The 23,914-nt window shown below is 60.0% G+C and carries 25 protein-coding genes; 10 read left to right on the forward strand and 15 right to left on the reverse strand.

Annotation, left to right across the window (positions count from 1 at the left end):
- Positions 1-71: 71 nt before the first annotated feature.
- From HK44_RS26970 to HK44_RS26980, 3 genes are all read right to left on the reverse strand, one after another.
- Positions 72-584, reverse strand: coding sequence for a hypothetical protein (locus HK44_RS26970; protein WP_019693508.1), 513 nt, complete (start codon positions 582-584; stop codon positions 72-74).
- Between the two features lie 90 nt (positions 585-674).
- Positions 675-2,201 (reverse strand): sensor histidine kinase, encoded by a 1,527-nt coding sequence (locus HK44_RS26975; RefSeq protein ID WP_019693507.1) that lies wholly within the window; start codon positions 2,199-2,201, stop codon positions 675-677.
- Positions 2,198-2,914, reverse strand: coding sequence for a response regulator transcription factor (locus HK44_RS26980; protein ID WP_019693506.1), 717 nt, complete (start codon positions 2,912-2,914; stop codon positions 2,198-2,200). The genes HK44_RS26975 and HK44_RS26980 overlap by 4 nt, the downstream gene beginning before the upstream one ends.
- A 152-nt stretch (positions 2,915-3,066) precedes the next feature.
- Here HK44_RS26980 and msrB point away from each other — a divergent pair, with 152 nt between their 5' ends.
- From msrB to msrA, 3 genes are all read left to right on the forward strand, one after another.
- On the forward strand, positions 3,067-3,585 hold the full coding sequence (gene msrB / locus HK44_RS26985; protein ID WP_019693505.1) for a peptide-methionine (R)-S-oxide reductase MsrB: 519 nt from the start codon (positions 3,067-3,069) through the stop codon (positions 3,583-3,585).
- A gap of 44 nt (positions 3,586-3,629) precedes the next feature.
- Positions 3,630-5,441 (forward strand): cytochrome c biogenesis protein DipZ, encoded by a 1,812-nt coding sequence (locus HK44_RS26990; RefSeq protein ID WP_019693504.1) that lies wholly within the window; start codon positions 3,630-3,632, stop codon positions 5,439-5,441.
- A 231-nt stretch (positions 5,442-5,672) separates the two neighbouring features.
- On the forward strand, positions 5,673-6,380 hold the full coding sequence (gene msrA, locus HK44_RS26995) for a peptide-methionine (S)-S-oxide reductase MsrA (RefSeq protein ID WP_019693503.1): 708 nt from the start codon (positions 5,673-5,675) through the stop codon (positions 6,378-6,380).
- A gap of 7 nt (positions 6,381-6,387) precedes the next feature.
- On the opposite strand, the gene HK44_RS27000 is transcribed toward msrA, so the two are convergent.
- Positions 6,388-7,401 carry a sensor domain-containing diguanylate cyclase gene (locus tag HK44_RS27000; protein WP_020723548.1) on the reverse strand — a complete coding sequence of 338 codons (1,014 nt, stop codon included), beginning with the start codon at positions 7,399-7,401 and terminating at the stop codon, positions 6,388-6,390.
- A 131-nt stretch (positions 7,402-7,532) separates the two neighbouring features.
- Positions 7,533-8,441, reverse strand: a complete 909-nt coding sequence (locus tag HK44_RS27005; protein ID WP_019693501.1) for a LysR family transcriptional regulator — start codon at positions 8,439-8,441, stop codon at positions 7,533-7,535.
- Between the two features lie 102 nt (positions 8,442-8,543).
- Between HK44_RS27005 and HK44_RS27010 the strand changes: the two genes are divergently transcribed.
- Positions 8,544-9,725 (forward strand): aspartate aminotransferase family protein, encoded by a 1,182-nt coding sequence (locus HK44_RS27010; protein WP_019693500.1) that lies wholly within the window; start codon positions 8,544-8,546, stop codon positions 9,723-9,725.
- A 117-nt stretch (positions 9,726-9,842) separates the two neighbouring features.
- Here the strand turns inward: HK44_RS27010 and HK44_RS27015 are convergent, their stop codons facing one another.
- From HK44_RS27015 to HK44_RS30750, 4 genes are all read right to left on the reverse strand, one after another.
- Positions 9,843-10,097, reverse strand: a complete 255-nt coding sequence (locus HK44_RS27015) for a Txe/YoeB family addiction module toxin (protein WP_019693499.1) — start codon at positions 10,095-10,097, stop codon at positions 9,843-9,845.
- The gene (locus HK44_RS27020) at positions 10,094-10,348 is read right to left on the reverse strand and encodes a type II toxin-antitoxin system prevent-host-death family antitoxin (protein WP_019693498.1); all 255 of its coding nucleotides are present in this window, start codon (positions 10,346-10,348) and stop codon (positions 10,094-10,096) included. The genes HK44_RS27015 and HK44_RS27020 overlap by 4 nt, the downstream gene beginning before the upstream one ends.
- Positions 10,349-10,537: 189 nt before the next feature.
- The gene (locus HK44_RS27025; RefSeq protein ID WP_019693497.1) at positions 10,538-11,116 is read right to left on the reverse strand and encodes a DedA family protein; all 579 of its coding nucleotides are present in this window, start codon (positions 11,114-11,116) and stop codon (positions 10,538-10,540) included.
- Positions 11,101-11,520 (reverse strand): hypothetical protein, encoded by a 420-nt coding sequence (locus HK44_RS30750; RefSeq protein WP_019693496.1) that lies wholly within the window; start codon positions 11,518-11,520, stop codon positions 11,101-11,103. The genes HK44_RS27025 and HK44_RS30750 overlap by 16 nt, the downstream gene beginning before the upstream one ends.
- Before the next feature lie 212 nt (positions 11,521-11,732).
- Here HK44_RS30750 and HK44_RS27035 point away from each other — a divergent pair, with 212 nt between their 5' ends.
- The 3 genes from HK44_RS27035 (at position 11,733) to HK44_RS27045 (ending at position 14,406) form a co-directional block, all read left to right on the forward strand.
- Positions 11,733-12,443 carry a response regulator gene (locus HK44_RS27035; RefSeq protein ID WP_033865698.1) on the forward strand — a complete coding sequence of 237 codons (711 nt, stop codon included), beginning with the start codon at positions 11,733-11,735 and terminating at the stop codon, positions 12,441-12,443.
- An 8-nt stretch (positions 12,444-12,451) separates the two neighbouring features.
- Positions 12,452-13,789, forward strand: coding sequence for a sensor histidine kinase (locus tag HK44_RS27040; RefSeq protein ID WP_019693494.1), 1,338 nt, complete (start codon positions 12,452-12,454; stop codon positions 13,787-13,789).
- A 74-nt stretch (positions 13,790-13,863) separates the two neighbouring features.
- Entirely contained in the window at positions 13,864-14,406 is a 543-nt protein-coding gene (locus HK44_RS27045; RefSeq protein WP_019693493.1) for a hypothetical protein, read from the forward strand.
- A gap of 39 nt (positions 14,407-14,445) precedes the next feature.
- On the opposite strand, the gene HK44_RS27050 is transcribed toward HK44_RS27045, so the two are convergent.
- From HK44_RS27050 to HK44_RS27075, 6 genes are all read right to left on the reverse strand, one after another.
- Positions 14,446-15,081, reverse strand: a complete 636-nt coding sequence (locus tag HK44_RS27050; protein ID WP_019693492.1) for a hypothetical protein — start codon at positions 15,079-15,081, stop codon at positions 14,446-14,448.
- A gap of 368 nt (positions 15,082-15,449) precedes the next feature.
- A complete protein-coding gene (locus HK44_RS27055) occupies positions 15,450-15,908 on the reverse strand; it encodes a hemerythrin domain-containing protein (protein WP_019693490.1) in 459 nt (152 codons plus the stop codon).
- 379 nt (positions 15,909-16,287) lie between these two features.
- On the reverse strand, positions 16,288-16,509 hold the full coding sequence (locus HK44_RS27060; protein WP_019693489.1) for a formate dehydrogenase subunit delta: 222 nt from the start codon (positions 16,507-16,509) through the stop codon (positions 16,288-16,290).
- Positions 16,506-19,394: a formate dehydrogenase subunit alpha gene (fdhF, locus tag HK44_RS27065; protein WP_019693488.1), complete on the reverse strand. Its 2,889-nt coding sequence runs from the start codon at positions 19,392-19,394 to the stop codon at positions 16,506-16,508. Before fdhF ends, HK44_RS27060 begins: the two co-directional genes overlap by 4 nt.
- Complete coding sequence (locus tag HK44_RS27070; RefSeq protein WP_019693487.1) at positions 19,391-20,953, reverse strand: formate dehydrogenase beta subunit; 1,563 nt, start codon at positions 20,951-20,953, stop codon at positions 19,391-19,393. Before HK44_RS27070 ends, fdhF begins: the two co-directional genes overlap by 4 nt.
- On the reverse strand, positions 20,950-21,426 hold the full coding sequence (locus HK44_RS27075) for a formate dehydrogenase subunit gamma (protein ID WP_019693486.1): 477 nt from the start codon (positions 21,424-21,426) through the stop codon (positions 20,950-20,952). Before HK44_RS27075 ends, HK44_RS27070 begins: the two co-directional genes overlap by 4 nt.
- An 815-nt stretch (positions 21,427-22,241) precedes the next feature.
- On the opposite strand from HK44_RS27075, the gene HK44_RS27080 reads away from it, so the two are divergent.
- From HK44_RS27080 to HK44_RS27090, 3 genes are all read left to right on the forward strand, one after another.
- Positions 22,242-22,625, forward strand: coding sequence for a DUF6124 family protein (locus tag HK44_RS27080; protein ID WP_019693485.1), 384 nt, complete (start codon positions 22,242-22,244; stop codon positions 22,623-22,625).
- A gap of 34 nt (positions 22,626-22,659) precedes the next feature.
- The gene (locus HK44_RS27085) at positions 22,660-22,917 is read left to right on the forward strand and encodes a hypothetical protein (RefSeq protein ID WP_019693484.1); all 258 of its coding nucleotides are present in this window, start codon (positions 22,660-22,662) and stop codon (positions 22,915-22,917) included.
- Between the two features lie 454 nt (positions 22,918-23,371).
- A partial coding sequence (locus HK44_RS27090) for a helix-turn-helix transcriptional regulator (protein WP_031319730.1) occupies positions 23,372-23,914 on the forward strand: 543 nt, incomplete at its 3' end.

Consider the following 23,914-nt stretch of genomic DNA (forward strand, 5'->3'; position numbering starts at 1 on the left):
ATTAGGTATTCAGTTCATTTCGGCGACCAGTACTTCAACCATGGCCTTCGCGATAAAGCGTGGGTTGTTTTTTAACCAGCGGGAGCGTTTTTGAGTGCCAGCAGCGCTAGCAACTCGCGGTACAGCGTGATTGCCCGACCGCAAAAGAGCCCGACCGTAAACCCCGAGGCGATGCCCGTGAGTGCCAGCATCTGCACACTGGCCGAGCGTTCCGGGTGAACGGCGGATTGATAACCGATGAAGTACTTCACCGCAAAGAACAGCAGAGAGATATAGAGAATCTTCCAGGTGCCGGGAACGATCAGGTCTTTGCCGTCACTGTCCAGCGTCACCCCACGGCGTGAGAACAACGCAATCGCCGCCAGACTGCCCAGCGCAATACCGGCGAGCCAGCTGCCTAGCGTCAATTCGGTATGTTCGTGGTAATTCAGCGAAAAAAATGACCAGGGCGTCAGGATGCCCGGTGTGATCAGTAGGGAGAGTTTGCTTTCCTGGCTGGGCGTTCTGGCCCTGAGCCCGTAATAGCAGATCAACAGGAAAACCCCATAGACCCACAGCGGCGTACCTTGCAGGATATCGAGCATCAGCGGATACCTGCGCGGAGTTGAGGCGGGGTGGTTTGGTAAACCATGGTCAGCGTCCTTGCTTGAGTCAATGTCAGGGATACTAGCGGATTATCGCTGGGGCGAATTCAAATTCATCGAGCGAACCGCCAACGCGCTCGCCGTTTCCTCATCCACCGGCAGCGAAAAGCGGAAGGTTGCGCCCTGGCCCGGCACATCGAGCAAGTGAATCTCGCGGCCATGCAGTTGCAGAATGCGGTGCACGATGCGCAATCCCAAACCGCCGTCGCGGCGCGCACCGCCAATGTTGAAAGGGCGCAGGAACAAGCCTTCGCGCAGTTCCGCGGCGATGCCCGGGCCGCTGTCGCTGACGGTGATCTCGACGAACTTGCCTTGCGGGACAAGGCTGATGTCGATTTCACCGCCATCGGGTGTGTGGCGCAAGGCGTTGTCGAACAGGTTGGTCAGCACGCGCTCGATCAGCCCAAGGTCGGCGCAGACCGCCGAGACGTTCGGTGCGAAGCTCGCCTTGAGCTGCACGTGCCGGGCTTCGGCGGTCAGCTCGAATTTCTGAAAGATGTCCTGCACCAGATCGGTCAGGGAAAAACGCTCCAGCACCGGTTGGACGAAACCGTGTTCCAGGCGCACCAGTTCCAGCAACGACTGCGCGAGACCACCGACCTTGCGGCTCTGGTCGAGGGCGATGCCCAGGTAGCGGCGGCGCTCGGCCGGGGTCAGGCTGGCATCTTTCAACGACAGGGTTTCGAGGTAGCCATGCAGCGACGCCAGCGGTGTGCGCAGGTCGTGGGAGATATTGGCGACCAGCTCGCGGCGCTCCTGATCCTGGCGCGTCAGGGAACGCCATTGTTCGCCCAGGCGCTTTTGCATCTGCCGGAAGGCGGCATCGAGCACGGCGATTTCGTCCTGAGTGGCGAGGTTCTCCGTTGTACTTGAGGGCGCCGGCGAGGGCGGTGCGACCGGTGCGCCGTCAATGTCGAAATGCGCGACTGTGTCGGTCAGGCGGCGCAGCGGCCGGGTGATCAGGGTAAACGCCGTGAGACCGGCGATCAGGCACAGCAACGCGACCATCCCGATCGACCACAGCGCGGTGTTCAGTGCGGCGCTGGTGGCGCCGCGTTCGGCGTAGCGGTCGTGTTCTTCGCTGAGCAGCACCACGTAGAGATAGCCAACCTGCTGACCGTTGACCTTGAGCGGTGCGGCGCTGAACACCTTGCGCCCGTCGATGCTGCGCGGGTCGTCGCCGAGAATCGGCAGGGCTTCACCGTTGAGCAGGCGTCGCACGGGCAACAGATCGACCTGCTCGCGACGCAGGTGGCCTTCCGGCGCCGCATTGCCGACCACCCGGCCGCTGCTGTCGAGCAAATAGACTTCGACACTCGGGTTCACCAGCATCAACTGGCTGAACAACTCGCGCAATGCATCGGGTTTCAGGCCATTGGCGTCCATCAACTGGGTGTCGTGGGCAATATGCTGCGCCAGGTCCCGGGACAAACCTTGCACCACTTCCAGCTCATGCATGTGGTTGGAGCGCACCTGCATCCACACCGACGTGCCGCTGCACACCAACAGCAACAGGGCGAACACTGCCGACAGGCGCTGGGTGAGTGTCAGTCTCATGGCTGCTCCTGCGCCGGGGCGAATTTGTAGCCACGGCCCCACACCGTGAGAATCCGCACCGGTTGCGCCGGGTCGGTTTCGATCTTGGACCGCAGACGATTGATGTGGGTGTTGACGGTGTGCTCGTAGCCTTCGTGGCTGTAACCCCAGACGGCGTTCAGCAGGTCCATGCGCGAGAAGACCTTGCCCGGCTGCCGGGCGAAAAAGTACAGCAGGTCGAACTCGCGTGGGGTGAGGTCCAGGCGCTTGCCGTCGAGCGACACGTCGCGGGTGATCGGATCGATGAACAGCCCGTCGCAGGTCAGGCTGCCAGCGTCCATTCTCAGGTTGCGGGCCATGGCGTCGACCCGCCGCAGCAGGGCCTTGACCCGCGCCACCAGCTCAAGCATCGAGAAGGGTTTGGCCAGGTAATCGTCGGCGCCCAGCTCCAGGCCGAGAATGCGGTGCACTTCGCTCGACCGGGCGCTGGTGATGATGATCGGGGTGTAACGGGCCATGGCGCGGGCGCGGCGGCAGATTTCCAGGCCGTCGACGCCCGGCAGCATCAGGTCGAGGATCAGCGCGTCCCAACTGCCTTGCTCGAGCAGGCGCAAGCCTTCGTTGCCATCGGCGCTGTGCACGACCTCGAAATGTTCGTCGCGCAGGTGCAGGCAGATCAGGTCGGCGATGTGTTTGTCGTCCTCGACCACCAGGACTCGTTTGGGTTGATCCATTGGGACTTAATCCTGTTGCGCAGTGCACGTATTGTGCGGGGTTTTCCCTCGGCGAGTTATCACGAATTGTTTAACTCCACGTGAGGATTTGGCGATCACCTCAAGCCTAGGCTGTGTTCCATGTCATCCACGGCGGATTTAGGGAGAGGGCCATGTTTTCACGGCGACAGATTCTTCTAACGGGCGGCGGGCTGGGCCTTGCGGCGCTGGTTGCCGGTGTATTGCCAAAAATGACCGGGCGCTCGGTGCTGATCAGCGAGGCGAGCGCCGCCGAGACCTTCGAGGTCACCCATAGCGATGCCGAGTGGCATGCGATGCTCAGCGCCGAGCAGTACGAAATCCTGCGCGAAGAGGGCACCGAACGGGCCTATTCCAGCGCACTGAACAACGAGCACCGCGCCGGTATTTTCGCCTGCGCAGGGTGCGATCTGGCGCTGTTTTCATCGAGCACCAAATTCGACAGCCATACCGGTTGGCCGAGTTTCTGGGCGCCCCTGGAGCATGCCGTCGCGACCCGCGAAGACCGCTCGTTCGGCGTGCTGCGCGAGGAAGTTCACTGTCGGCGCTGCGGCGGGCATTTGGGCCATGTGTTCAACGACGGGCCAAAACCGACCGGTCTGCGCTACTGCATGAACGGCCTGGCGATGACCTTCAAGCCGCAAGCGGCCTGACTCCATGGGCAGGCTTTTTCCTTCACTTCATACAGGTCCTTGTTATGTGGCTTCTGGTCCTCGCTTATCTCGGTGGCGTGCTGACGATTGTCAGCCCGTGCATTCTGCCGGTACTGCCCTTTGTCTTCGCTCGTACCGGGCAACCGTTTATCAAGAGTGGCTTGCCGCTGTTGGCGGGGATGGCGCTGACCTTCGCGCTCGTCGCCTCGTTGGCGGCGGTGGGCGGCGGTTGGGTGGTGCAACTCAATCAGTACGGTCGCTGGCTCGCGTTGCTGTTCGTTGCACTGTTCGGGTTGACGCTGCTGCTGCCACAACTCGCCGAACGGCTGACGCGTCCACTGGTGGCCGCCGGCAGTCGGCTGTCGGAAGTGGCGGGCGCCGATGCCCGGCCGCGTCCCGGCGCTTCGTTGCTGATCGGCATCGCCACGGGCCTGCTCTGGGCACCGTGCGCCGGGCCGATTCTCGGGCTGGTGCTGACCGGCGCGGCGCTGCAAGGGGCAAGCATCGGCACCACCTTGCTGTTGCTGGCGTATGCGCTGGGCGCCGCCACTTCCCTCGCGGTCGCCTTGTTGCTGGGCGGTAAAGTCTTCGCGGCGATGAAGCGTTCGATCGGCGCCGGTGAATGGCTGCGCCGTGGTCTTGGTGCGGCGATGCTGGCGGGTGTGGCCGCCATCGCCCTGGGCCTGGACACCGGGCTTCTGGCGCGGGTGTCGACCGCGTCCACCGGTGGGCTTGAACAGGCGCTGGTCGGTCGATTGGCGGGTAAATCACCGGCCAACAGCGGGGCGATGAAGGGGCAGATTCCGTCGTCCACTGACGATCAACCGGGCGCCAGCATGATGGCCGCCGGTGGTGCGATGAAAGTGGCCGCCAACGCTCCCGCGACGCTGCCCGTCGAAGGCAATCTGCCGTCGCTGGACGGCGCGGTGCAGTGGCTCAACTCGCCGCCGCTCAGCGCTCAAGCCTTGAAGGGCAAAGTAGTGCTGGTGGATTTCTGGACCTACTCCTGCATCAACTGCCTGCGCACCTTGCCGTATGTCAAAGCCTGGGCCGAGAAGTATCGCGATCAGGGTCTGGTGGTGATCGGTGTGCATGCGCCGGAGTTTGCCTTCGAACGGGATGTGGGCAACGTGACCAAGGCCATGAAGGACCTGGGCATTACCTACCCGGTGGCCATCGATAACGACTACAAGATCTGGCGGGCTTTCAACAACGAATACTGGCCGGCGCACTATTTTGCCGACGCTCAGGGACGCATTCGTTACCACCATTTTGGCGAGGGCAACTACGCCGAATCAGAACGGGTGATCCAGCAGCTGTTGCGCGAAGCCGGCGCGGCGAAAGTCGCCGATGGCCTGATCGACGCCAGCGCCCAAGGCGTGCAACGGGCACCGGACATGAACGAAGTGCGCTCGCCGGAAACCTACGTCGGTTACCAGCGTTTGGAACATTTCGTACCTGAGGCGAGCCTCGCGCCCGACAAGGTTGCCGCGTACAGCGCCCCCGCGACATTGGCGCTGAATGACTGGACACTGGACGGCCACTGGAACGTCGGTTCGGAGCGAGCCACATCGGCGGCCCCGGCCAGCCGCATCGTTTACCGCTTCCATGCCCGCGACCTGCACCTGGTACTGGGCCCCGGCGCCGACGGCAAACCGGTGCGCTTCAAAGTCATGATCGACGGTAAGGCCCCGGGCGCAGCCCACGGCACCGACGTCGCCCCGGATGGCAGCGGCAGTGTGACCGAACAACGCCTCTACCAATTGGTGCGCCAACCCGGCGACGTGGCAGATCGGACCTTCAGCATCGAGTTCCTTGACCCGGGCGTGTCGGCGTATGCGTTTACCTTTGGTTGATGAGCACTCAGTTGCCGAGAGCGCGCACTGACCACTGTGGCGAGGGAGCTTGCTCCCGCCGGCCGGTCCGCGCTCGGGCGAAGCCGTTGTAAACCTGGGTACGCGGTGTAACTGACAGAATGGAGTTGCGACCTTTTGGGATCGCTACGCGCTCCAGCGGGAGCAAGCTCCCTCGCCACAGGTGTTGTGCTCGCCACATCACTCAGAATTGTTTATGCAGGAGTCGTCATCATGAAAACCCGATTAACCTGGCGCCAGACCCTGCTCGGGCTAACCATCGCTGCAGTTGCAGGTCAATGCATGGCCTTTTCATTCGGCGCTGCCGAGGACGCAGTCGCCATCGCGCCGCCAGCTCTCGATGAAACACCCAAGGCCAACAGCGAAACGGCGGTTTTCGCCGGTGGTTGCTTCTGGGGCGTTCAAGGCGTGTTCCAGCATGTCAAAGGCGTCAAGAATGTGCTCTCCGGTTACGCCGGAGGCGCAGCGAACACCGCGCAATACGAGCGTGTCAGCGAGGGGGATACAGGCCATGCGGAATCCGTTCAGGTCACTTTCGATCCTGCTCAGGTGAGCTACGGCACCCTGCTGCAAATCTACTTCTCGGTTGCTCACAACCCCACCGAGCTCAATCGACAGGGCCCGGACACCGGAACCCAATATCGCTCGGCGATCTTTGTCGAAAGTGCCGAGCAACAAAAAGTCGCCCAGGCCTACATTGCACAGCTCGATGCCACACATGCCTTCAACAAACCGATCGTGACCAAACTCGAAACCTACAACGGCTTCTACCCGGCAGAGGCCTACCATCAGAACTTCCTGACGGAGCATCCGACGTATCCCTACATCGTGATCAACGACCTGCCGAAAGTGGCGCAACTCAAACAGCTGTACCCGGAGCGGTATCAGGAGAAACCGGTGTTGGTGAAGACCGGTATGTAATGCTGGATCAACCGGAAATCGTGTTCTTGCCGATGATCTTCGAGCGATACAACGCCTGATCCGCCCGAGCCAGCAGGCCGCTTTGTTGCTCGTCTTCAAAGCGTTGCGCCACGCCAAAGCTCATCGTGACCTGGAAGTCGCCCACCGGTGGCAGGCTCGACAGCTCATGGCGGATGTTTTCGGCGAGGGCGCGCGCGGTGGCGAGGGAGCTGTTGGGCAGGATCACGATGAACTCATCGCCGCCCCAACGGGCCAGCAAGTCACCTTCGCGCACGCAGCGTTTGACGCTTTCGACCACGTGCACCAACGCCGCGTCGCCCAAGGCATGGCCGTAATGGTCGTTGATGCATTTGAAGTCATCGATGTCCATCGCGATCAGCGACAGCGGCTGACGAAAACGCTGGGAGCGCTCGCATTCCAGTGGCAGGGCTTTTTCCAGGAGGTAGCGGTTGGCGATCCCGGTCAGGGTGTCGCTTTCTGCCAGTTTGCGGTTCTCGTCCAGTTGAGCCTGTAGCTGCTGATTGACCAGAGACAACTCGCGGGTCCGTTCCTCGACCATCGCTTCGAGGGAATGATTGCGCCGTTCGAGTTGTTCGAGCAGACGCTTCTTGTCTTCAAGGCTGCGCAGGGCGCCGATCATCCGCGCCACTGAGCCGTCGCTGTTACGCGCAATCACATGACCGCGATCTTCGATCCAGATGTAGCGGCCATCCAGCTTGCGGCAACGGTACTCGGCCTGGTAATGGGACGAGCGCTGACGCAGGTGGTTATCGAAATGCATCATTACCCGCTGGTAATCGTCGGGATGAATCGCGTTTTCCCAGGCCAGCACGGTGTTCTCGAGTGTATGCGGCGCATAGCCGAGCATGTCGTACCAACCGCGATTGCGGTAGACGAACCCGGTGTTGGCGTTCCAGTCCCAGATCCCGTCGCTGACCAGCTCCAGAATCGCGTGCAGCATGTCTTCATTCAGGTCAGTCAGGCTGACCTTCAACGGCTCGATATTGGACAACTCAACCATCATCGCTCCCCCTGCTGCCCTGATCTTCAAGTGGCCGGCCAGTTGTAGAGACCAACTTATGGCACATTGACACTGTAGCGCCGGAAATCAAGGTGTAGAAGCTTCTTTCGCAGTAATAATGGCGTGCGCGATTAGTTCTGTTTCCTCCACATCTGCAACGCAAACTCGACAAAACTGCGCAGTTTCGGCAAACGGTATCGGTCCTGTGCGTAAATCAGATTCATCGGGCGACGGGGCAGTTGATAGTCCTGCATCAGGGCCACCAGTTTCCCATCCCGTAGATCTTGATCCACCAGTGCATCCGGCAGCATCACCACCCCCATTCCGGTGCGCGCGGCCTGGTGCAGGCCCGATGAACTATTGATCAGCATCGGGCCGTTCACCGCCACGACGATCTCCCCGTCAGGGCCGCTCAGGCGCCACTGTTTTTCCACCGAGCGCCACTCATCGCCCGCCGGGTAGGCAAAGGCCAGGCAGTCGTGATCGGCCAGGTCCTCCGGCTTTTGCGGTGTGCCACGGCGTGCCAGGTACGCCGGCGATGCACACATCGTCAGGGTGTAATCCTCCAGCGGCCGGGCGATCAGGTTGGACGGTTCGGTGTTACCCAGGCGAATCGCCGCATCAAAACCGTTGTCCAGCAAATCAAGACGTTGATTGGTCAACACCACGTCCAGCTTGACCTGCGGGCAGCGCAACACGTATTCGCTCAAGGCCGGCGCCAGGCGTTCCGTGCCAAAGGTCAGCGGGGCGGTAATCCGTAGTGTACCGCTGGGTTCGCCCAGGGTTTGTTCGGCCAACCGTTCGGAGTCGGCCACCAGCCCCAGCACCTCAAGGCAGCGTTGGTAGTAGGTCGAGCCAAATTCGGTCAAGCGCTGACGCCGCGTCGTACGGTGAAGCAGGCTGACGCCCAGACGTTGCTCCAGTGCTCGCAGATGATTGCCGACCATGGTGGTCGACATTTCGCACTCCAGAGCGGCGGCGGTCATGCTGCCGGCCTCGACCACTTTCACGTAAACCGACATTGCCAGCAGTAAGTCCATTATCAAGCTCAGCTTTAAAATGATTGAAGTGTTAGGGCGTTTATCCAGTTCGGGTGGCTAACGATACTGCAAAAACACTGACCAATGATGGAGCTTGATGTCATGACCGCCACCTGCCTGATGACCACGTATCAACCCCTGGCCTTGAGTTTTACCAAAGGGCTGGGCACACGCCTGTGGGATCAGGCCGGTCGTGAGTATCTGGATGCGGTGGCGGGCGTGGCCGTGACCAATGTCGGCCACTCGCACCCGAAGGTGGTCAGCGCCATCAGCGAACAGGCCGGCCTGTTGCTGCACACCTCCAACCTGTACAGCATCGACTGGCAGCAACGGTTGGCAGCAAAACTGACACAGTTGTCCAGTCTTGATCGGGTGTTCTTCAACAACTCCGGCGCCGAGGCCAATGAGACCGCGTTGAAGCTGGCCCGGCTGTACGGTTGGCACAAAGGTGTCGAGCAGCCGTTGGTGGTGGTCATGGAAAATGCCTTTCATGGCCGCACGCTTGGCACCTTGTCGGCCAGCGATGGTCCTGCGGTGCGCTTGGGGTTTCAGCAGTTACCGGGGGGTTTCATCAAAGTGCCGTTCGGCGATCTTGCCGCACTGGATAAGGCCCACCAGGCTCACGGCCAGCGCATCGTCGCTGTACTGATGGAGCCGATTCAGGGCGAGAGCGGTGTACAGCTCGCACCTTCCGGCTACCTGAAAGCCCTGCGCGAAGTGTGCAATCGGCGCAACTGGCTGCTGATGCTCGACGAGATCCAGACCGGTATCGGCCGCACCGGGCAATGGTTCGCCTTTCAACACGAAGGTATCGTCCCGGACGTCATGACCCTCGCCAAAGGCCTGGGCAACGGTGTTCCCATCGGCGCTTGCCTGGCTCGCGGCAAAGCCGCTGAACTCTTCACACCGGGCAGTCACGGCAGCACGTTTGGCGGAAACCCGTTGGCGTGTCGGGTCGGCTGCACCGTGCTGGAAATCATCGAAGAGCAAGGCTTGCTGGAAAACGCCAAGTGTCAGGGCGAGCGTTTGCTCGCCCGCTTGCACGCCGAACTCGATGGCGACCCACAGGTGCTGGCGATCCGTGGCCAGGGCTTGATGATCGGCATCGAACTGGCCCGGCCCATTCGCGACCTGACGCTGATTGCGGCGCGGGACCATGGTCTGTTGATCAACGTGACACGGGGCAAGACCATCCGCTTGCTGCCACCGCTGACCATTGATGAGCGGGAGGTGGAGATGATTGTGCGGGGGGTAGGGCGGGTGGTGAGAGAGGTTTACAACTGATCGATCCGTTTACGATGCGCTTACCCCCGTTCCCATAGTAAGGCTTGCCCGCGATGGCGATTTCACAGACGCCATCGCGGGCAACAGCTTGGCGGCCCCGCTCCTAAGGTCCGCTGCTCAGTAGTGGTATCTGCACATTACGATCTGCAGCGCGTCACCTTCCATTGTGTAGACCAGACGGTGTTCGGCAGTGATCCTGCGTGACCAATAACCACTAAGGTTATGTTTGAGTGGCTCAGGCTTTCCGGGACCCGCGAACGGATCCCGCAGGGTTGCCTTGATCAGTAAGTTGATCCGCTTGAGCCCGGCTTTATCGTTCTGTTGAAACCAGAGGTAGTCGTTCCAGCCATCAGGGGTGAACAGAACTTTCATTCTTCAATGAGCTGTCTAGGCTTGGCTTTTCCCGCACGCAGGCTGTTGATCGACCTGATCAGACGCTCGGCATTGGCCGGTGTGCGAAGCAAGTAGGCGGTTTCTTCGAGGGCGTTGTATTCGGCAAGGGAAATCATCACCACCGGTTCCCCTTTTTGCCGGGTTACCAGCAGGGGCGCGCGGTCTTCATTGACTCGATCCATGGTCTCGGAAAGGTGTGCCCGGGCATTGGTGTAATTAATGGTTTGCATCGTATTGTCCTCGCTTGATGCGAAAACCGTACAGAAATGAGTACATGTTGGCAAGCTGATACCTACGAGTGGTCTTTACGAACGGAGGAGGTTTAAAAAATAGCCTCGATTAAGCGCTCGGTATGCTCCGTTGTCTTCAAGACGTTTCCTTGAAAAATGTAGGTTCGATCCGAGTAAAAGCAGCCCGATTTACTCCTGCAACTTACGCTTGTTCCTCAGGTGCAGAATCAACCCCACAACCGCAACGACCACCACAACACCCAAGCCAATCGGCAACCGGTAAGGTCTGATATCACCGAACAATTGCTGAAGCGCTTCGCCCGCCCAATAACCGCCGCTGACAAACAGCGTGGCCCAGACCATTGCACCGAGCATGTTCCACAGTGAAAAACGCAACGGCGACAGGCCACTGGCACCGATCACCATGGGGCCCACCAACCGCATGCCGTACAGAAAGCGCACCGAAAAAACCGACATCGACGGGTAGCGTGCGATCAATCCGCTGACGCGCTTGATCTGCGCTTGCTGGCGCTTGAGACGAGGCAAGAGTCGCGCGCCGAAATAACGACCGCTCCAGAACAGCAGTTGATCCCCCAACATTCCGCCGGCGCTGGCCCAGGCAATCACCGGCCAAAGCTTCAGCAAATGCTGATGCGCCGCCATGCCGCCCAATATCAGGATGGTTTCGCCTTCCATGACACAGCCAATAAAAACTGCCCAATAACCGTAGGTCGCGAGGAGGTGGTTGAGGTCTATGTGCTCGAACATGGGCGGTCGGCGGCCTTTGGCGTGTTGTGGAGGCTGGGCAATGGTGGACCGTTATAGGGTGGTTCGTTGCAGCCCGATCGTGCGCTCAGGATAGCGTCTTGATCGTTCCTGCGCTCTGCATGAGAGCGATCAATCGGCAAGATGTCTGAAGCGTCCCCACCCTGCATCAGCGTTTGCGCCTCACCATTTTCAATCACCCAGCGCAGCAGGTCGGTCACCGGCACGCGGTGGCTGCGTTCGACCCATTGCAGGCCGTCGGGGCTGTAGTGTTCGGTGTAGCGGGTGAGGATCAGCTCGCGCTGGTCGCTCGACAGGCGCAGGCTGACTTCGCGGCAGTGCAGGTTGGCGTTGGCGTGTTTTACCACGCGTTGTTGCAGGATCAGCGGCTGGTTTTCAGAGATCATCGGTCTGGGCTTCCTGGCAGCGGTGGAGCGCGTGAGCAAGGGCATGAACGAGCAGTTTTCGGGAAAAGGAGCCTGATGCTGACAGTCTGGCCTTGCGCAAAGATGTCTGCTTTTTTACCTGGATGTCGCTTTGTTACCCGATTGAAATATATGACGGAGCGCGCCGAATGGTTTTAGATGTGGGTTCTTTCAGACCTTAAGTGATGCCGCTGGTGAGCAGTCTTTTGATCGTGGACGACGACCTTGAGGTCCTCGCGCTGCTGAAGAAATTTTTCGTGCAACAAGGTTATGCGGTGGAGGTCGCCACCGATGGTGCCTCGATGTGGGCGGCGATTGAGCGCCAGGCGCCGGACCTGATCATTCTCGACCTGATGCTGCCGGGCGAGAACGGGCTGACGCTGTGCCAACGCCTGCGCCAGCAATACCCGACGCCGGTAATCATGCTGACCGCCATGGGGGAGTTGAGTGATCGGGTGGTCGGGCTGGAGATGGGCGCCGATGATTACCTGAGCAAGCCCTTCGACGCCCGGGAACTGCTGGCCCGCGTGCGCGCCGTGCTGCGCCGGGCCGGCGAAAGCCGCCCGCTGACCGGGGAAGCGCCGCGCCCGCTGATCAAGTTCGCCGACTGGCAACTGGACCTTACTCGTCGGGAACTGCGCTCGCCGGATCAGGTGATGATCCCGCTGTCGGCCGGGGAGTTCGACTTGCTGCTGGTGTTTGTCGAGCATCCGCAGCGCATTCTCACTCGGGAGCAGTTACTGGACCTGGCGCGGGGTCGCACCCATGAGGCGTTCGATCGCAGCATCGACGTTCAGGTCAGCCGTTTGCGGCGCAAACTGGAGTACGACACCAAGCGCCCCGAGATGATTCGTACCGTGCGCAACGGCGGGTATCTGTTCACCCCCAGTGTGACCCGCCAGTGAAAAAACTCATGGCCGCTTTGCGTCTGCGCCCGCGAGATACAGTGGCCCGCTGGATCGCCCTGACCACCCTCATCGCGATGCTCACGTCGCTGGCCTTCAACGCGCTGTTTATCCAGTTGGCCGGCGTCTGGGCGTATCCACCGTTGGCCGAAACCGGCCTGCTGGAAAAAACCGCGTCCATAACCCGGATGATCGAAGCCTCGCAAACGTCGCAGCGCGAACGCCTGGCTGAGGCCGCCAGCGAAAACACCTTCAGCGTCAGCTGGCATGCCACCCGTCAAGGCCTTGACTTGCCGGACACGCCCGAAGCGGCCTACCGCACGGCCTCACCTGAAGCCCAGCGTCTGTTCAACACGCCGACCCGCCGGGTCGAAGCCTATCAACCCGGCGACTGGCCACAGAAGAACGGTCACTACGCTTTGCTGGTGCAACTGGCGGATGAGTCCTGGCTGATGTTCAGCGTGTCGTCACGCAGTTGGGGGCTGGCGGAAGGGCCGCGAACCCTGATCGTGATTCTGCTGGTGCTGCTGTCGACCGGCATCGTCGCGCTGATCGCCACCCGCCGGCTGGCCAAACCCCTGCAGCAGTTCGCCCAAGGCGCCCGACGCTTTGGCGTCGACTTTCGCGCACCGCCCATCGACCCGGTCGGCCCCCATGAAATCCGTCAGGCGATTCTCGCGTTCAATGCCATGCAGGCTCAGTTGCAGCACTTCATCAGGGACCGCACACAGATGCTCGCCGCCATCTCCCATGACCTGCGTACACCGCTGACCCGAATGCGCCTGCGTGGCGAATTCATCGAAGACCCCGAGCAGCAACAACGGCTGTTTCGCGACGTCGACGAAATGCAGGCCATGATCAACTCCGCCCTGGAGTTCTTCCGCGACGACGCCCGCCTGGAACAGGCAACCCAGTTCGACCTGGCCGAGTTGCTGCAAACCCTGATCGACGACTACCGCGACCAGTCCATCGACATCGCCTTCAGCGGCCCACCCCGACTGGTCTACTTCGGCCGCCCGCTGGGGCTGAAACGGGTGATCACCAACTTGCTGGACAACGCGATCAAATACGCCAGCGAGCCGGCGATTGAACTGCGCCAGGAGGATGAACAGGTGATCGTTCGGGTACTCGACCGTGGGCCGGGGATTCCTGCGGATAGTTATGAACAGGTGTTTGCGCCGTTCTTTCGGCTGGAAGGGTCGCGGAATAAGAGCACGGGGGGCGTGGGGCTGGGGTTGTCGGCGGCGCGGGCGATCGTTCTGGAACACGGCGGCACACTGACCGTGCGCAACCGCTCAAGTGGAGGGTTGGAGGCGCGGGTGGTGTTGCCGGTGCAGGAAGGTTAGAGACGATTGATGGTTGATGGCCAGCTGCCATCTAACGATAATCCCGTTCCCCTTTACTCACGCAAGGAAACGCCGTGAAAAAATCCCTCCTGCTCGTCCCGTTGCTTGTGTTGTTGCAAGGTTGCGGTGTGACCATGACGCGTTATGAGCCGAGTTACGAGAACGTCCAAACGCTCAAACAGACCCCACCGCTGCAATCGATCAGCAATGCTCAGGTGAAGGCGGACTCTGGCCAGGGCTCGTTGACGGTTCGGGCTAATCCGATCCGTTCGCCAAGTGGCAGTATCCCTCTGCATATTCAGGAGGCCATCAACGAAGAACTGCGTCGAGCGGGCCTGCTGGATCCGCAGGCACAGCGGCACCTCGACGTATTGCTGGTCAAGAATGAGCTGACGGCAGGCGTGGGGACCGGTACTGGCCAACTCGCAGCGCGTTTTACGTTGTTCAAGGGCAATGAAGTGGTTTATGACGCGACCAAGGACGTGAACCACCAATGGGACAGCAGTTTTTTCGGACCCATTGCGATCCCGAATGCCGCCAATGCCTACAACCCGATGGTTCGTGATTTGCTGAAGAGCCTGTACAGCGACCCGCAGTTCATCCAGGCCCTGAAATAAGGGTAAAAAAAGAGCCGCAAGTGCGGCTCTTGTTTTTTATCAGGCCCGTGGCACGTGGGAATCGAGTGCCGAATATTTCAGGCTCTTGCTCTCCACCATTTGTTTGAGCAATGCGTTGACCTGACGACTGAAGGTATCGCTCACCGCCGCTTTTGGAGTGTTACCCATCAACGGCACAAACCAGATGCCTATCCAGGTATTGATCGCGTCGTGGTTACTGGTATTGCTGACGGTCAGCCCTTGTTGGTCAAGCGCCTCGAGGCTCATGGTGTATTCATCCGTCCCCATCGAAGGGATGACGGTAAAGGTGAGCCCACTGATAAAGGCCATGGCCAACTGACCACCCCCCGGCGGGTGGTTGTAAACCTTGAGGCGCAGGTTGTAATCGCCAGGCTGCTGCTGGAATTTGTCCAGCGTGACACGACCAAACAGCCCGGAATCGTTCAACACTTTTTGCAGTTCAGGCTTGAGCATGTCGCGCGCCTGCGGAACTTCAACAGCTGAAGCGCTTTTTGGCTCGCCCTGATAGAAGTTGAAGTCCACATAGACATTCGGCTTGTTCGAATAAGCGGACATGGACGGCATAGTCACCGGAGCCACTTCGTCCTTGGTAAAACTGGCGCAACCGCTCAGCCCAAGCACCAGGGCCAACCCCAGAATTTTTCCAAATTGCATGATGACTTCCTTAATTGATGTCAAAGCGCCTCCATGCGAAGCGCCGGGCAGATTCTAGAGATCACCGTGCAATTGCAAAAGGCCATACCTGCGAAAAATTGGCTGGGGACAGGAAAAAAAGGCAGATTTTTTCCAGAGCCTGAAGGGCTGCTTCACGCATGGGGGAAGTCAATCAGCGTTGACCAAGGTTGTTGAGCCGAGAAACCGTACGGTTTGAGGATTGGAGGTGAAGCGGTGTTCAGTTGTCACGAAATAGATAAAAAAATGGGCGACCTTGCCCAGGTCGCCCATTTCATCCACGCAATGATGTTGTGAACACTAATAGTTAATAACAGCCCTGTCTTGATTAAAGATGTTGAGCACTCCGATTAATGCCACTGGCTCTTTACTTCCTGCCACTGAGTGTCTGACAGCCACTTGTCTGCCATTGGAAAGAAGATGTTCTCCTCGGTTTCCATATGGTCATAGTATTTCTTGATGAAGTCATCGATGGCATCAGCGATCACTTTTATTTCCTGAGTTGAGTCTTCCAACGCCTTGAGTTGTCCAGCAATGCGCCCAAATGCCAGATGATCGCGCTCGATATCCTTGACCCGTGGGTGGATCGGTGCCTCGGTCTCCAGCAAGGCCCGCCGGATAATCTCTTCATTTTCATGGTGATGCAGCTCTGCGTCACCATGCAAGGCTTCCAGTTCCTGAAACAACAACTTGCGATCATCGGCACCCGCGGACTCATGCTTCATTTTCCCCAGTAATCCTTTGATTTGGGTAATTTTTTTAGCCACCTCATGATGATAGGTGTGCAGTTCATTCAACAGGGTGTTCATATAAAGTCCTCTCCGCTACACCAAGGCATCATGGAAAATTATTATTAATCACCAACTTCCAAGGGTGGCCCTGTCTATAAACTTCCATCACGTCTGATGCCTCCACCCACAGCATTCATCACTGTGTACTAAACCCTTTTTAGTATAGTCGGGCGCCAAACCCTCACCCCGGGAAATGTGCAGCCCTTGGATGAATTGGAAATATCAGGTCAGTGTTGATATGCGCTATTTGATCTGCTGAAGGAGACGCTGCAAATAACAAGGGGACGGTGGTTTTTTTGGGAAGGGGGAAGAACGGGAGGCGTTATCAAGCGGAGCATGAGGTTGCCCTTGGCCTGTCTTCACAGGCCAAGGGGCAATTCCAATGGATCAGGTGAACCTAAGCCTCCCAGCCCGCCCCACTGACCGCCGATTGCACCAGCGGGTGCAAGTCTGCGCCCTGATGCTCCGTTTGCCAGGCCAGCAACTCCATGCGCATGCCGGGCGTCCAGTACATTTTCATATGATTACGCACGTCGAGCACGGCCTGTTGCTGGTCCGGTTCGCTGGCGAAGTACTGGGCGATCTGGTTGGCCATTTTGATCAGGTTAGCGGTGCTCATCGGCGTACCTCGGCTTTTGCTCCGGCAGCGCGTGCCTGGCGGCGTTCGTCGAGCAGGCGTTGCTGTTCGTCGCTGAACGCCTGATAGCGTTTTTGCCACTCGGAAGGGTGGTAGACGCGGCTGACTTCCACGGCGGTGACCTTGTACTCCGGACAGTTGGTGGCCCAGTCGGAGTTGTCGGTGGTGATGACGTTGGCCCCCGATTCCGGGAAGTGGAAGGTGGTGTACACCACGCCTGGGGCTACCCGTTCGGTGATCCGCGCACGCAGGACGGTTTGTCCGGCGCGGCTGCCAATGCCAACCCAGTCACCTTCGTTGATGCCGCGGCTCTCGGCGTCGGTCGGGTGGATTTCCAGGCGGTCTTCGTCATGCCAGGCGACGTTTTCGGTACGCCGGGTCTGGGCGCCGACGTTGTACTGGCTGAGGATGCGCCCGGTGGTCAACAGCAGCGGATAGCGGCTGTTGACCTTTTCCTCGGTGGGCACGTAGCCGGTGAGCATGAAGCGCCCCTTGCCGCGCACGAACTCCTCGGTGTGCATGGTCGGCGTGCCGTCCGGTGCCGCGGCGTTGCACGGCCATTGCAGGCTGCCGTGGCGCTCCAGCGAGGCGTAGCTGACGTTGGTGAAGGTCGGCGTCAGGCTGGCGATTTCATCCATGATGTCTGACGGGTGCTGGTAGTTCATCGGGTAACCGAGGGCGTTGGCCAGGGCCACTGTGCCTTCCCAGTCGGCCTTACCGCCCAGCGGTTCCATGACTTTGCGCACTCGGGAGATGCGCCGCTCGGCGTTGGTGAAGGTGCCGTCTTTTTCCAGGAACGAGGCGCCCGGCAGGAACACGTGGGCGAACTTGGCGGTTTCGTTGAGGAAAATGTCCTGCACCACGATGCATTCCATGGCCGACAGGGCCGCGGTGACGTGCTGGGTATTGGGGTCGCTCTGGGCGATATCTTCGCCCTGGCAATACAGGCCCTTGAAGCTGCCGGCCAGGGCAGACTCGAACATGTTGGGAATGCGCAGGCCCGGATCGGGTTGCAGGGTGACGTTCCAGGCTTGTTCGAACTGCGCTCGTATCACCTCGTTGGAAATGTGCCGGTAGCCGGGCAACTCGTGCGGGAAGGAGCCCATGTCGCAGGAACCCTGAACGTTGTTCTGCCCACGCAGCGGGTTAACGCCCACGCCTTCGCGACCGATGTTGCCAGTGACCATGGCCAGGTTGGCGATGCCCATGACCGCGGTGCTGCCCTGGCTGTGTTCGGTGACGCCCAGGCCGTAGTAGATCGCCGCATTGCCGCCAGTGGCATACAGACGGGCAGCGGCGCGGATGTCGGCAGCGGCGACGCCGCAGATGTCGCCAAGGACTTCCGGCGAGTTTTCCGGGCGGCTGACGAACGCCTTCCACTGGGCGAAATCGTTGCCTTCGCAACGGGCGTCGATAAAGGCCTGGTTGAGCAGGCCTTCGGTGACGATGACGTGCGCCAGGGCGTTGAGCATGGCGACGTTGGTGCCTGGGCGCAGGGCCAGGTGCAGTTCGGCGCGGGCATGCACCGTGTCCACCAGATCAATGCGGCGTGGGTCGATGACGATCAGCCGCGCGCCTTCACGCAGGCGGCGTTTGAGCTGGGAGGCGAACACCGGGTGGGCGTCGCTGGGGTTGGCGCCCATCACCAGGATCACATCGGCTTGCATCACCGAGTCGAAACTCTGGGTGCCGGCGGACTCGCCCAGGGTTTGTTTCAGGCCATAGCCGGTCGGCGAGTGGCAGACCCGCGCGCAGGTGTCGACGTTGTTGTTGCCGAACGCGGCACGTACCAGTTTTTGCACCAGGTAGGTTTCTTCGTTGGTGCAGCGGCTGGAGGTGATGCCACCAATGGAATCGCGACCGTATTTTTGCTGCAGGCGACGGAATTCGCTGGCGGCGTAGGTCACCGCTTCGTCCCAGCTGACTTCCTGCCAAGGGTCGTTGATGTGCTTGCGGATCATCGGCTTGGTGATGCGATCCGGGTGGGTCGCGTAGCCCCAGGCAAAGCGCCCTTTGACGCAGGAGTGGCCGTGGTTGGCCTGGCCATTTTTGTCGGGGACCATGCGCACGACCTGGTCGCCTTTCATCTCGGCGCGGAACGAGCAGCCCACGCCGCAATAGGCGCAGGTGGTGATCACGCTGTGTTCGGGCTGACCCAGCTCGACCACGCTTTTTTCCATCAGCGTCGCGGTCGGGCAGGCTTGTACACACGCGCCGCAGGACACGCATTCCGAGTCGAGGAAGTTTTCGCCACCGGCGGCAGCGACCCGGGATTCGAAACCGCGCCCGGTAATGGTCAGGGCGAAGGTGCCCTGGGTTTCTTCGCAGGCGCGCACGCAGCGGTTGCAGACGATGCACTTGCTCGGGTCGTAGTCGAAGTAGGGGTTGGAGGTGTCCTTCTGGTCGTCCAGATGGTTCTCGCCTTCATAGCCGTAACGCACTTCTCGCAGGCCGACCTGGCCGGCGACGGTTTGCAGCTCGCAGTTGCCGTTGGCCGAACAGGTCAGGCAGTCCAGCGGGTGATCGGAGATGTACAGCTCCATGACGTTGCGGCGCAGGGTGGCGAGCTTCGGCGTCTGGGTGTGCACGCTCATGCCTTCGCTGACTGGCGTGGTGCAGGACGCCGGGTAGCCGCGCATGCCGTCGATCTCGACCAGGCACATGCGGCAGGAACCAAAGGCTTCCAGGCTGTCGGTGGCACACAATTTGGGAATGGTGGTGCCCAGCATTGCGGCGGCGCGCATCACCGAAGTGCCTTCGGGCACGCTGATGCTTTGGCCATCGATGTTCAGGGTGACCTGCACTTCGCTGTGGCGAGCCGGGGTGCCCAGATCGATATCGGTGTTCGGGTCGAAGAGAGTGATCATTGGTCGGCCTCCGAGGCTTGCAGACCGAAGTCAGCGGGGAAGTACTTGAGGGCGCTGACCACTGGATAGGACGTCATGCCGCCCAGCGCGCACAGCGAACCGTACTGCAGGGTGTCGCACAGGTCCTTGAGGATGATCACCTGCTCATCGCGACTGCTCTGGTCCGGCGCGGCCAGCAGGCGGTCGATCACCTCCACGCCCCGGGTCGAGCCGATGCGGCAGGGAGTGCATTTGCCACAGGATTCCTCGGCGCAGAACTGCATGGCGAAACGCGCCATGTGGGCCATGTCGAGGCTGTCGTCAGCCACTACCACACCACCGTGACCGAGCATGGCGCCGATGGCGGCGAACGCTTCGTAGTCCAGCGGCGTGTCGAATTGCCCAGGCGGCACCCAGGCGCCGAGAGGACCGCCAACCTGTGCGGCTTTCAGCGGTCGACCACTGGCGGTACCGCCGCCGTACTCTTCCACCAGTTCCCGCAGGGTCAAGCCAAAGGCCCGTTCCACCAGGCCGCCGTGACGAACATTGCCCGCCAACTGGAAGGGCATGGTGCCCAGGGAACGGCCCATGCCGTAATCGCGATAGAACTGCGCGCCCTTGGCCAGAATCATTGGCACCGAGGCCAGCGTCAGCACGTTGTGCACCAGGGTCGGCAGGCCGAAGAGGCCCTGCAAGGCCGGGATCGGCGGCTTGGCGCGGACGATCCCGCGCTTGCCTTCGAGCGAGTCGAGCAACGCGGTTTCTTCACCGCAAATGTAAGCGCCGGCACCGACGCGCACTTCTATGTCGAAGGCCAGGCCGCTGCCGCCGACATTGGCGCCGAGGTAACCGGCGGCCCGGGCGATGTCCAGCGCCTCGCGCAGGGTGGCCACGGCCTGTGGATATTCCGAGCGCACATAAATGTAGCCGTAGCTGGCGCCGACGGTGATGCCGGCAATGGCCATGCCTTCGATCAGCAGGAAGGGATCGCCTTCCATCAACATGCGGTCGGCGAAGGTGCCGGAGTCGCCTTCGTCGGCGTTGCACACAATGTATTTCTGCGCCGCCTGAGTGCCGCGCACCGTGCGCCATTTGATCCCGGCCGGGAACGCCGCGCCGCCACGGCCACGCAGGCCCGAATCGAACACCTCAGTCGCGGTCTGTTCGCCACCGATGGTGATGGCTCTTTTCAAACCCTCGAAACCGCCATGATCCAGGTAATCGTCGAGGTACAGCGGCCGGGTGATGCCGGCGCGGGCAAACAGCAGGCGTTGTTGTGTCTTCAGATAGGGCAACTCTTCCACCAGGCCCAAGGCCAGCGGATGAGCAGACGGCTCGCCTTGCAAGGCATCGAGCACTGACGGCACATCGTCAGCGGTCAGCGGGCCGAAGCCGATACGGCCTTGCGGGCTGTCCACTTCCAGTAGCGGTTCCAGCCAGTACAGTCCGCGCGAGCTGGTGCGTTGCAACTCCAGAGGCACAAAGCGTCCCCGGGCATGGGTGATAAGGGCTGCCGCAACCTCTTCGGCACCCACGGCACGGGCCAGCGAATCACGGGACAGATAGAAAGCCGGCATCATGCGTCCTCCTGGCAAGCATCAAGCAGGGCATCCAGGCGCTCGGCGCTGAGCCGCGCATGCACCTGACCATCCAGCTCCAGAGCGGGCGAGCAGGCGCAGGCACCGAGGCAATACACCGGACGCAAGCTGATGCTGCCGTCGGCACTGCTGCCGTGGTCGTCCAGTTGCAGGCGTTCACGCAATTGCGCCGCGAGCTGCTCGGCACCGCGGCTCTGGCAGGACTCGGCCCGGCACAGACGCAGGATATGCCGCGCCGGGGGCGCGGTGCGGAAGTCATGGTAGAAGCTGATCACCCCGCGAACCTCGGCCTGACTCAGGTTCAGGGCATGGGCAATCTCGGGGACGGCGGCATCGGGGATGTAACCGATGCCCTCCTGAATATCATGAAGGATCGGCAACAGCGCGCCGGGCGAACCCTTGTGGCGCTCCAGCAGGTTGTTGACCATAGACAGGTGCAACATCTCATCAGGCATACAGCATTCCTCACGATCACGGGCAAACCAGGTGGTTGTCGGTTGTCCGAAAGTGTCGGCTGCGGCGGTCACGCCACGTCACGGTATCGTGGCATTTTCAGGCCGTTGGCCAGGCACCCTGAGCGGGCATCTTGTTGGGCCCGGTACGGTCTTTGCCGCACCTCTTCAGGGCATATACGGCAGCTTGCCACGCCGCCTTTGATTCATCCGCACCAAAGCGACGTGTTCGGTTCTTTCTACGACTATCTATTGAGTCTAGAAGAGTGTGGCCGAAGGCGCCGTATCTGGATGGGGGTTATGCCTTTTTGCTTTAGGGGTTATGCACAAAGGATTGCAGGCGGGGAAGGTGACGGCTGAGTTCACCGGGAGGAGTTCGACGCTGAAAGTTTCGAAACTGATTTCTCAGCATTCGCTTTGCCCCGAATATTGAACCCCCCGAAAAGCTCGGGGCTAACAATCCCTGTCAGGCAACCTCAATCCCTGTAGGAGCAAAGCTTGCTCGCGATAGCACCCGATCAGCCAACACCAATGCTGAATGCCCAGCAATCATCCCAAGCAGTCCACTCCCACAAACATCACACCTCACCAACCGGTATCAGGAAAGAACCGCGGACAGACCAGAATCATGAATGTGCTGAAACCTTACCTGTCCCGTGTTTCTCCCCGTCCTAGGACATTTCCCGCAAACCGTAGCGCCTTCCATGAACTGGCAAGCAACATTCCTGGAAGATAATCTCCTGTCTTCGCTGCAGCCGAGCGGACGGTTTTGACAGGCCGAAAAAACGCAGGGTTCCTGAAAATCCTGGAGATTCCTTATGAAAAAGACAACCCGAAATCCACTTGATAACCCGTCGCTCTCTACATCAGAAGACCTCGATCCACTAGAGCTTTCCGAAACCGCCCAACGCACCGTCAGTGCCCGTTTGCGTAACCCCAATCACCCTGATCCCGTCAGCCATGTATTCACCATTGTTCCCGACGTAGACACGCCAACCTTACTGGTCCACGCCAGCGAAACCCTCGCCTCTATCAACGCCATGACCACCGACCTCGCGTTCGAACTCGAAGGCTCGCGGCGCAATGTGGCACTGGCCATTCAACAGTTGGCCGTGCTGGCCGAGTTGCTGGTCAACCGAGCACTGGACCACCTCGACACTCCCGATGGAGCGAGTGAGAGCCAGCCCACCGTCCACCACTGAGTGGCCGCGCTCGTTTACCCAATGGAGGTTTGTCATGGATCGATACATGCCAGTCACCGGCATTGACTGCACCATCCCGTCACTGCTGATCGATACCCACGCACCGCTCGACGTGTTGCACGAAACTGCGGCCTATCGCATCCGCACCGCGACCCAACTGCTGGAGAACATTGCCGTGGGTGAGGGGGTTCACAGTGAGCTGGCTCGGGTGCTGGTGACTTCACTGCGCGATGGTTGTGATTTGCTGGACGTGGTGGGGCGACGATTGCAGGTGGAGGTGTTGTTGGTATGAGAAATGGGCGACCTTGTTTAGGTCGCCTATTTCATTTGGTGGAAAGTGGGTAGACCACATTTTACTTACATCGATAATCGTGGTCTGTCCCCCCGCATTTCTGAAAATAAATCGTCCCATTTTCGCAATGTGGTCTGTCACTGCGGATATTCGGGTGATGAAGGTGCGGCGGCGTGCTGGAAAAAGGTGTACTTGCTTCATGAAACGCATTGAAACAGGGTAATGCCATCTGTCTGCGGGTTACATATTTGCGCTTCGGGTCGTTTCGGATTTACCTCATAATCGCGCACTTCTACCGTCGGTAGCTCCGCTTCTCTACTAATCTGTAGTCGCTGCTACTTTAATAGCCAAGGAGAAAGGCAATGCCAGATAACTGGACCCAGCGTCAGTCGAATGCATCTGCCAAGGATGCTTTCGAACGTTTACTGGCCCCATCTAATTTGCCTGCGACCCTATGAGCCAAGCCGCCTTAGTCAATCCCAGCCTGCTCACATGGTCTCGAGAGCGTGCAGGCCTCTCCACTGAGCAGGTTGCGAAAAAGCTGCCAGTGAAACGTGATCGAGTACAGGAATGGGAAGCTGGCGAGACCAAACCAACATTCCTTCAAGCTCAAAAGTGGGCGAATCTCGCTCACATTCCTTTTGGCTTTTTGTTTCTTCAGCAGCCACCAGTCGAAAACCTGCCTTTGCCTGATCTGCGGACAGTGGGAGGGATTGCTCCTCAACGACCTAGTCTGGAGCTGTTGGACACCGTGAGGGATGCTATACGTAAGCAAGACTGGTACTTGGAGTATCTGCAACAACAGGAGCATCAACCGCTGGCATTTGTCGGTCGCTTTAATAGCCGATCTCAAGTCAAAGAGGTGGTGGACGATATCCGTCGGACCTTGGGCGTGAACGCTGACATCGCTCGACTGGATTACGAAAAATACAGCCGTGCCTTGATCGAAGCTGCCGAAACGGCGGGCATTTTGGTGATGCGCAGTGGCATTGCCCTA

It is taken from the genome of Pseudomonas fluorescens HK44, assembly GCF_000217955.3.
GTDB classification, from domain to species: domain Bacteria; phylum Pseudomonadota; class Gammaproteobacteria; order Pseudomonadales; family Pseudomonadaceae; genus Aquipseudomonas; species Aquipseudomonas fluorescens_AQ.

What these genes read in the sequence shown, in the direction of transcription:
- HK44_RS26970 (WP_019693508.1), bottom strand. Translation starts at nt 584, where the DNA reads ATGCTCGATATCCTGCAAGGTACGCCGCTGTGGGTCTATGGGGTTTTC.
- HK44_RS26975 (WP_019693507.1), bottom strand. Translation starts at nt 2,201, where the DNA reads ATGAGACTGACACTCACCCAGCGCCTGTCGGCAGTGTTCGCCCTGTTG.
- HK44_RS26980 (WP_019693506.1), bottom strand. Translation starts at nt 2,914, where the DNA reads ATGGATCAACCCAAACGAGTCCTGGTGGTCGAGGACGACAAACACATC.
- msrB (WP_019693505.1), top strand. Translation starts at nt 3,067, where the DNA reads ATGTTTTCACGGCGACAGATTCTTCTAACGGGCGGCGGGCTGGGCCTT.
- HK44_RS26990 (WP_019693504.1), top strand. Translation starts at nt 3,630, where the DNA reads ATGTGGCTTCTGGTCCTCGCTTATCTCGGTGGCGTGCTGACGATTGTC.
- msrA (WP_019693503.1), top strand. Translation starts at nt 5,673, where the DNA reads ATGAAAACCCGATTAACCTGGCGCCAGACCCTGCTCGGGCTAACCATC.
- HK44_RS27000 (WP_020723548.1), bottom strand. Translation starts at nt 7,401, where the DNA reads ATGGTTGAGTTGTCCAATATCGAGCCGTTGAAGGTCAGCCTGACTGAC.
- HK44_RS27005 (WP_019693501.1), bottom strand. Translation starts at nt 8,441, where the DNA reads ATGGACTTACTGCTGGCAATGTCGGTTTACGTGAAAGTGGTCGAGGCC.
- HK44_RS27010 (WP_019693500.1), top strand. Translation starts at nt 8,544, where the DNA reads ATGACCGCCACCTGCCTGATGACCACGTATCAACCCCTGGCCTTGAGT.
- HK44_RS27015 (WP_019693499.1), bottom strand. Translation starts at nt 10,097, where the DNA reads ATGAAAGTTCTGTTCACCCCTGATGGCTGGAACGACTACCTCTGGTTT.
- HK44_RS27020 (WP_019693498.1), bottom strand. Translation starts at nt 10,348, where the DNA reads ATGCAAACCATTAATTACACCAATGCCCGGGCACACCTTTCCGAGACC.
- HK44_RS27025 (WP_019693497.1), bottom strand. Translation starts at nt 11,116, where the DNA reads ATGTTCGAGCACATAGACCTCAACCACCTCCTCGCGACCTACGGTTAT.
- HK44_RS30750 (WP_019693496.1), bottom strand. Translation starts at nt 11,520, where the DNA reads ATGATCTCTGAAAACCAGCCGCTGATCCTGCAACAACGCGTGGTAAAA.
- HK44_RS27040 (WP_019693494.1), top strand. Translation starts at nt 12,452, where the DNA reads ATGGCCGCTTTGCGTCTGCGCCCGCGAGATACAGTGGCCCGCTGGATC.
- HK44_RS27050 (WP_019693492.1), bottom strand. Translation starts at nt 15,081, where the DNA reads ATGCAATTTGGAAAAATTCTGGGGTTGGCCCTGGTGCTTGGGCTGAGC.
- HK44_RS27055 (WP_019693490.1), bottom strand. Translation starts at nt 15,908, where the DNA reads ATGAACACCCTGTTGAATGAACTGCACACCTATCATCATGAGGTGGCT.
- HK44_RS27060 (WP_019693489.1), bottom strand. Translation starts at nt 16,509, where the DNA reads ATGAGCACCGCTAACCTGATCAAAATGGCCAACCAGATCGCCCAGTAC.
- fdhF (WP_019693488.1), bottom strand. Translation starts at nt 19,394, where the DNA reads ATGATCACTCTCTTCGACCCGAACACCGATATCGATCTGGGCACCCCG.
- HK44_RS27070 (WP_019693487.1), bottom strand. Translation starts at nt 20,953, where the DNA reads ATGATGCCGGCTTTCTATCTGTCCCGTGATTCGCTGGCCCGTGCCGTG.
- HK44_RS27075 (WP_019693486.1), bottom strand. Translation starts at nt 21,426, where the DNA reads ATGCCTGATGAGATGTTGCACCTGTCTATGGTCAACAACCTGCTGGAG.
- HK44_RS27080 (WP_019693485.1), top strand. Translation starts at nt 22,242, where the DNA reads ATGAAAAAGACAACCCGAAATCCACTTGATAACCCGTCGCTCTCTACA.
- HK44_RS27085 (WP_019693484.1), top strand. Translation starts at nt 22,660, where the DNA reads ATGGATCGATACATGCCAGTCACCGGCATTGACTGCACCATCCCGTCA.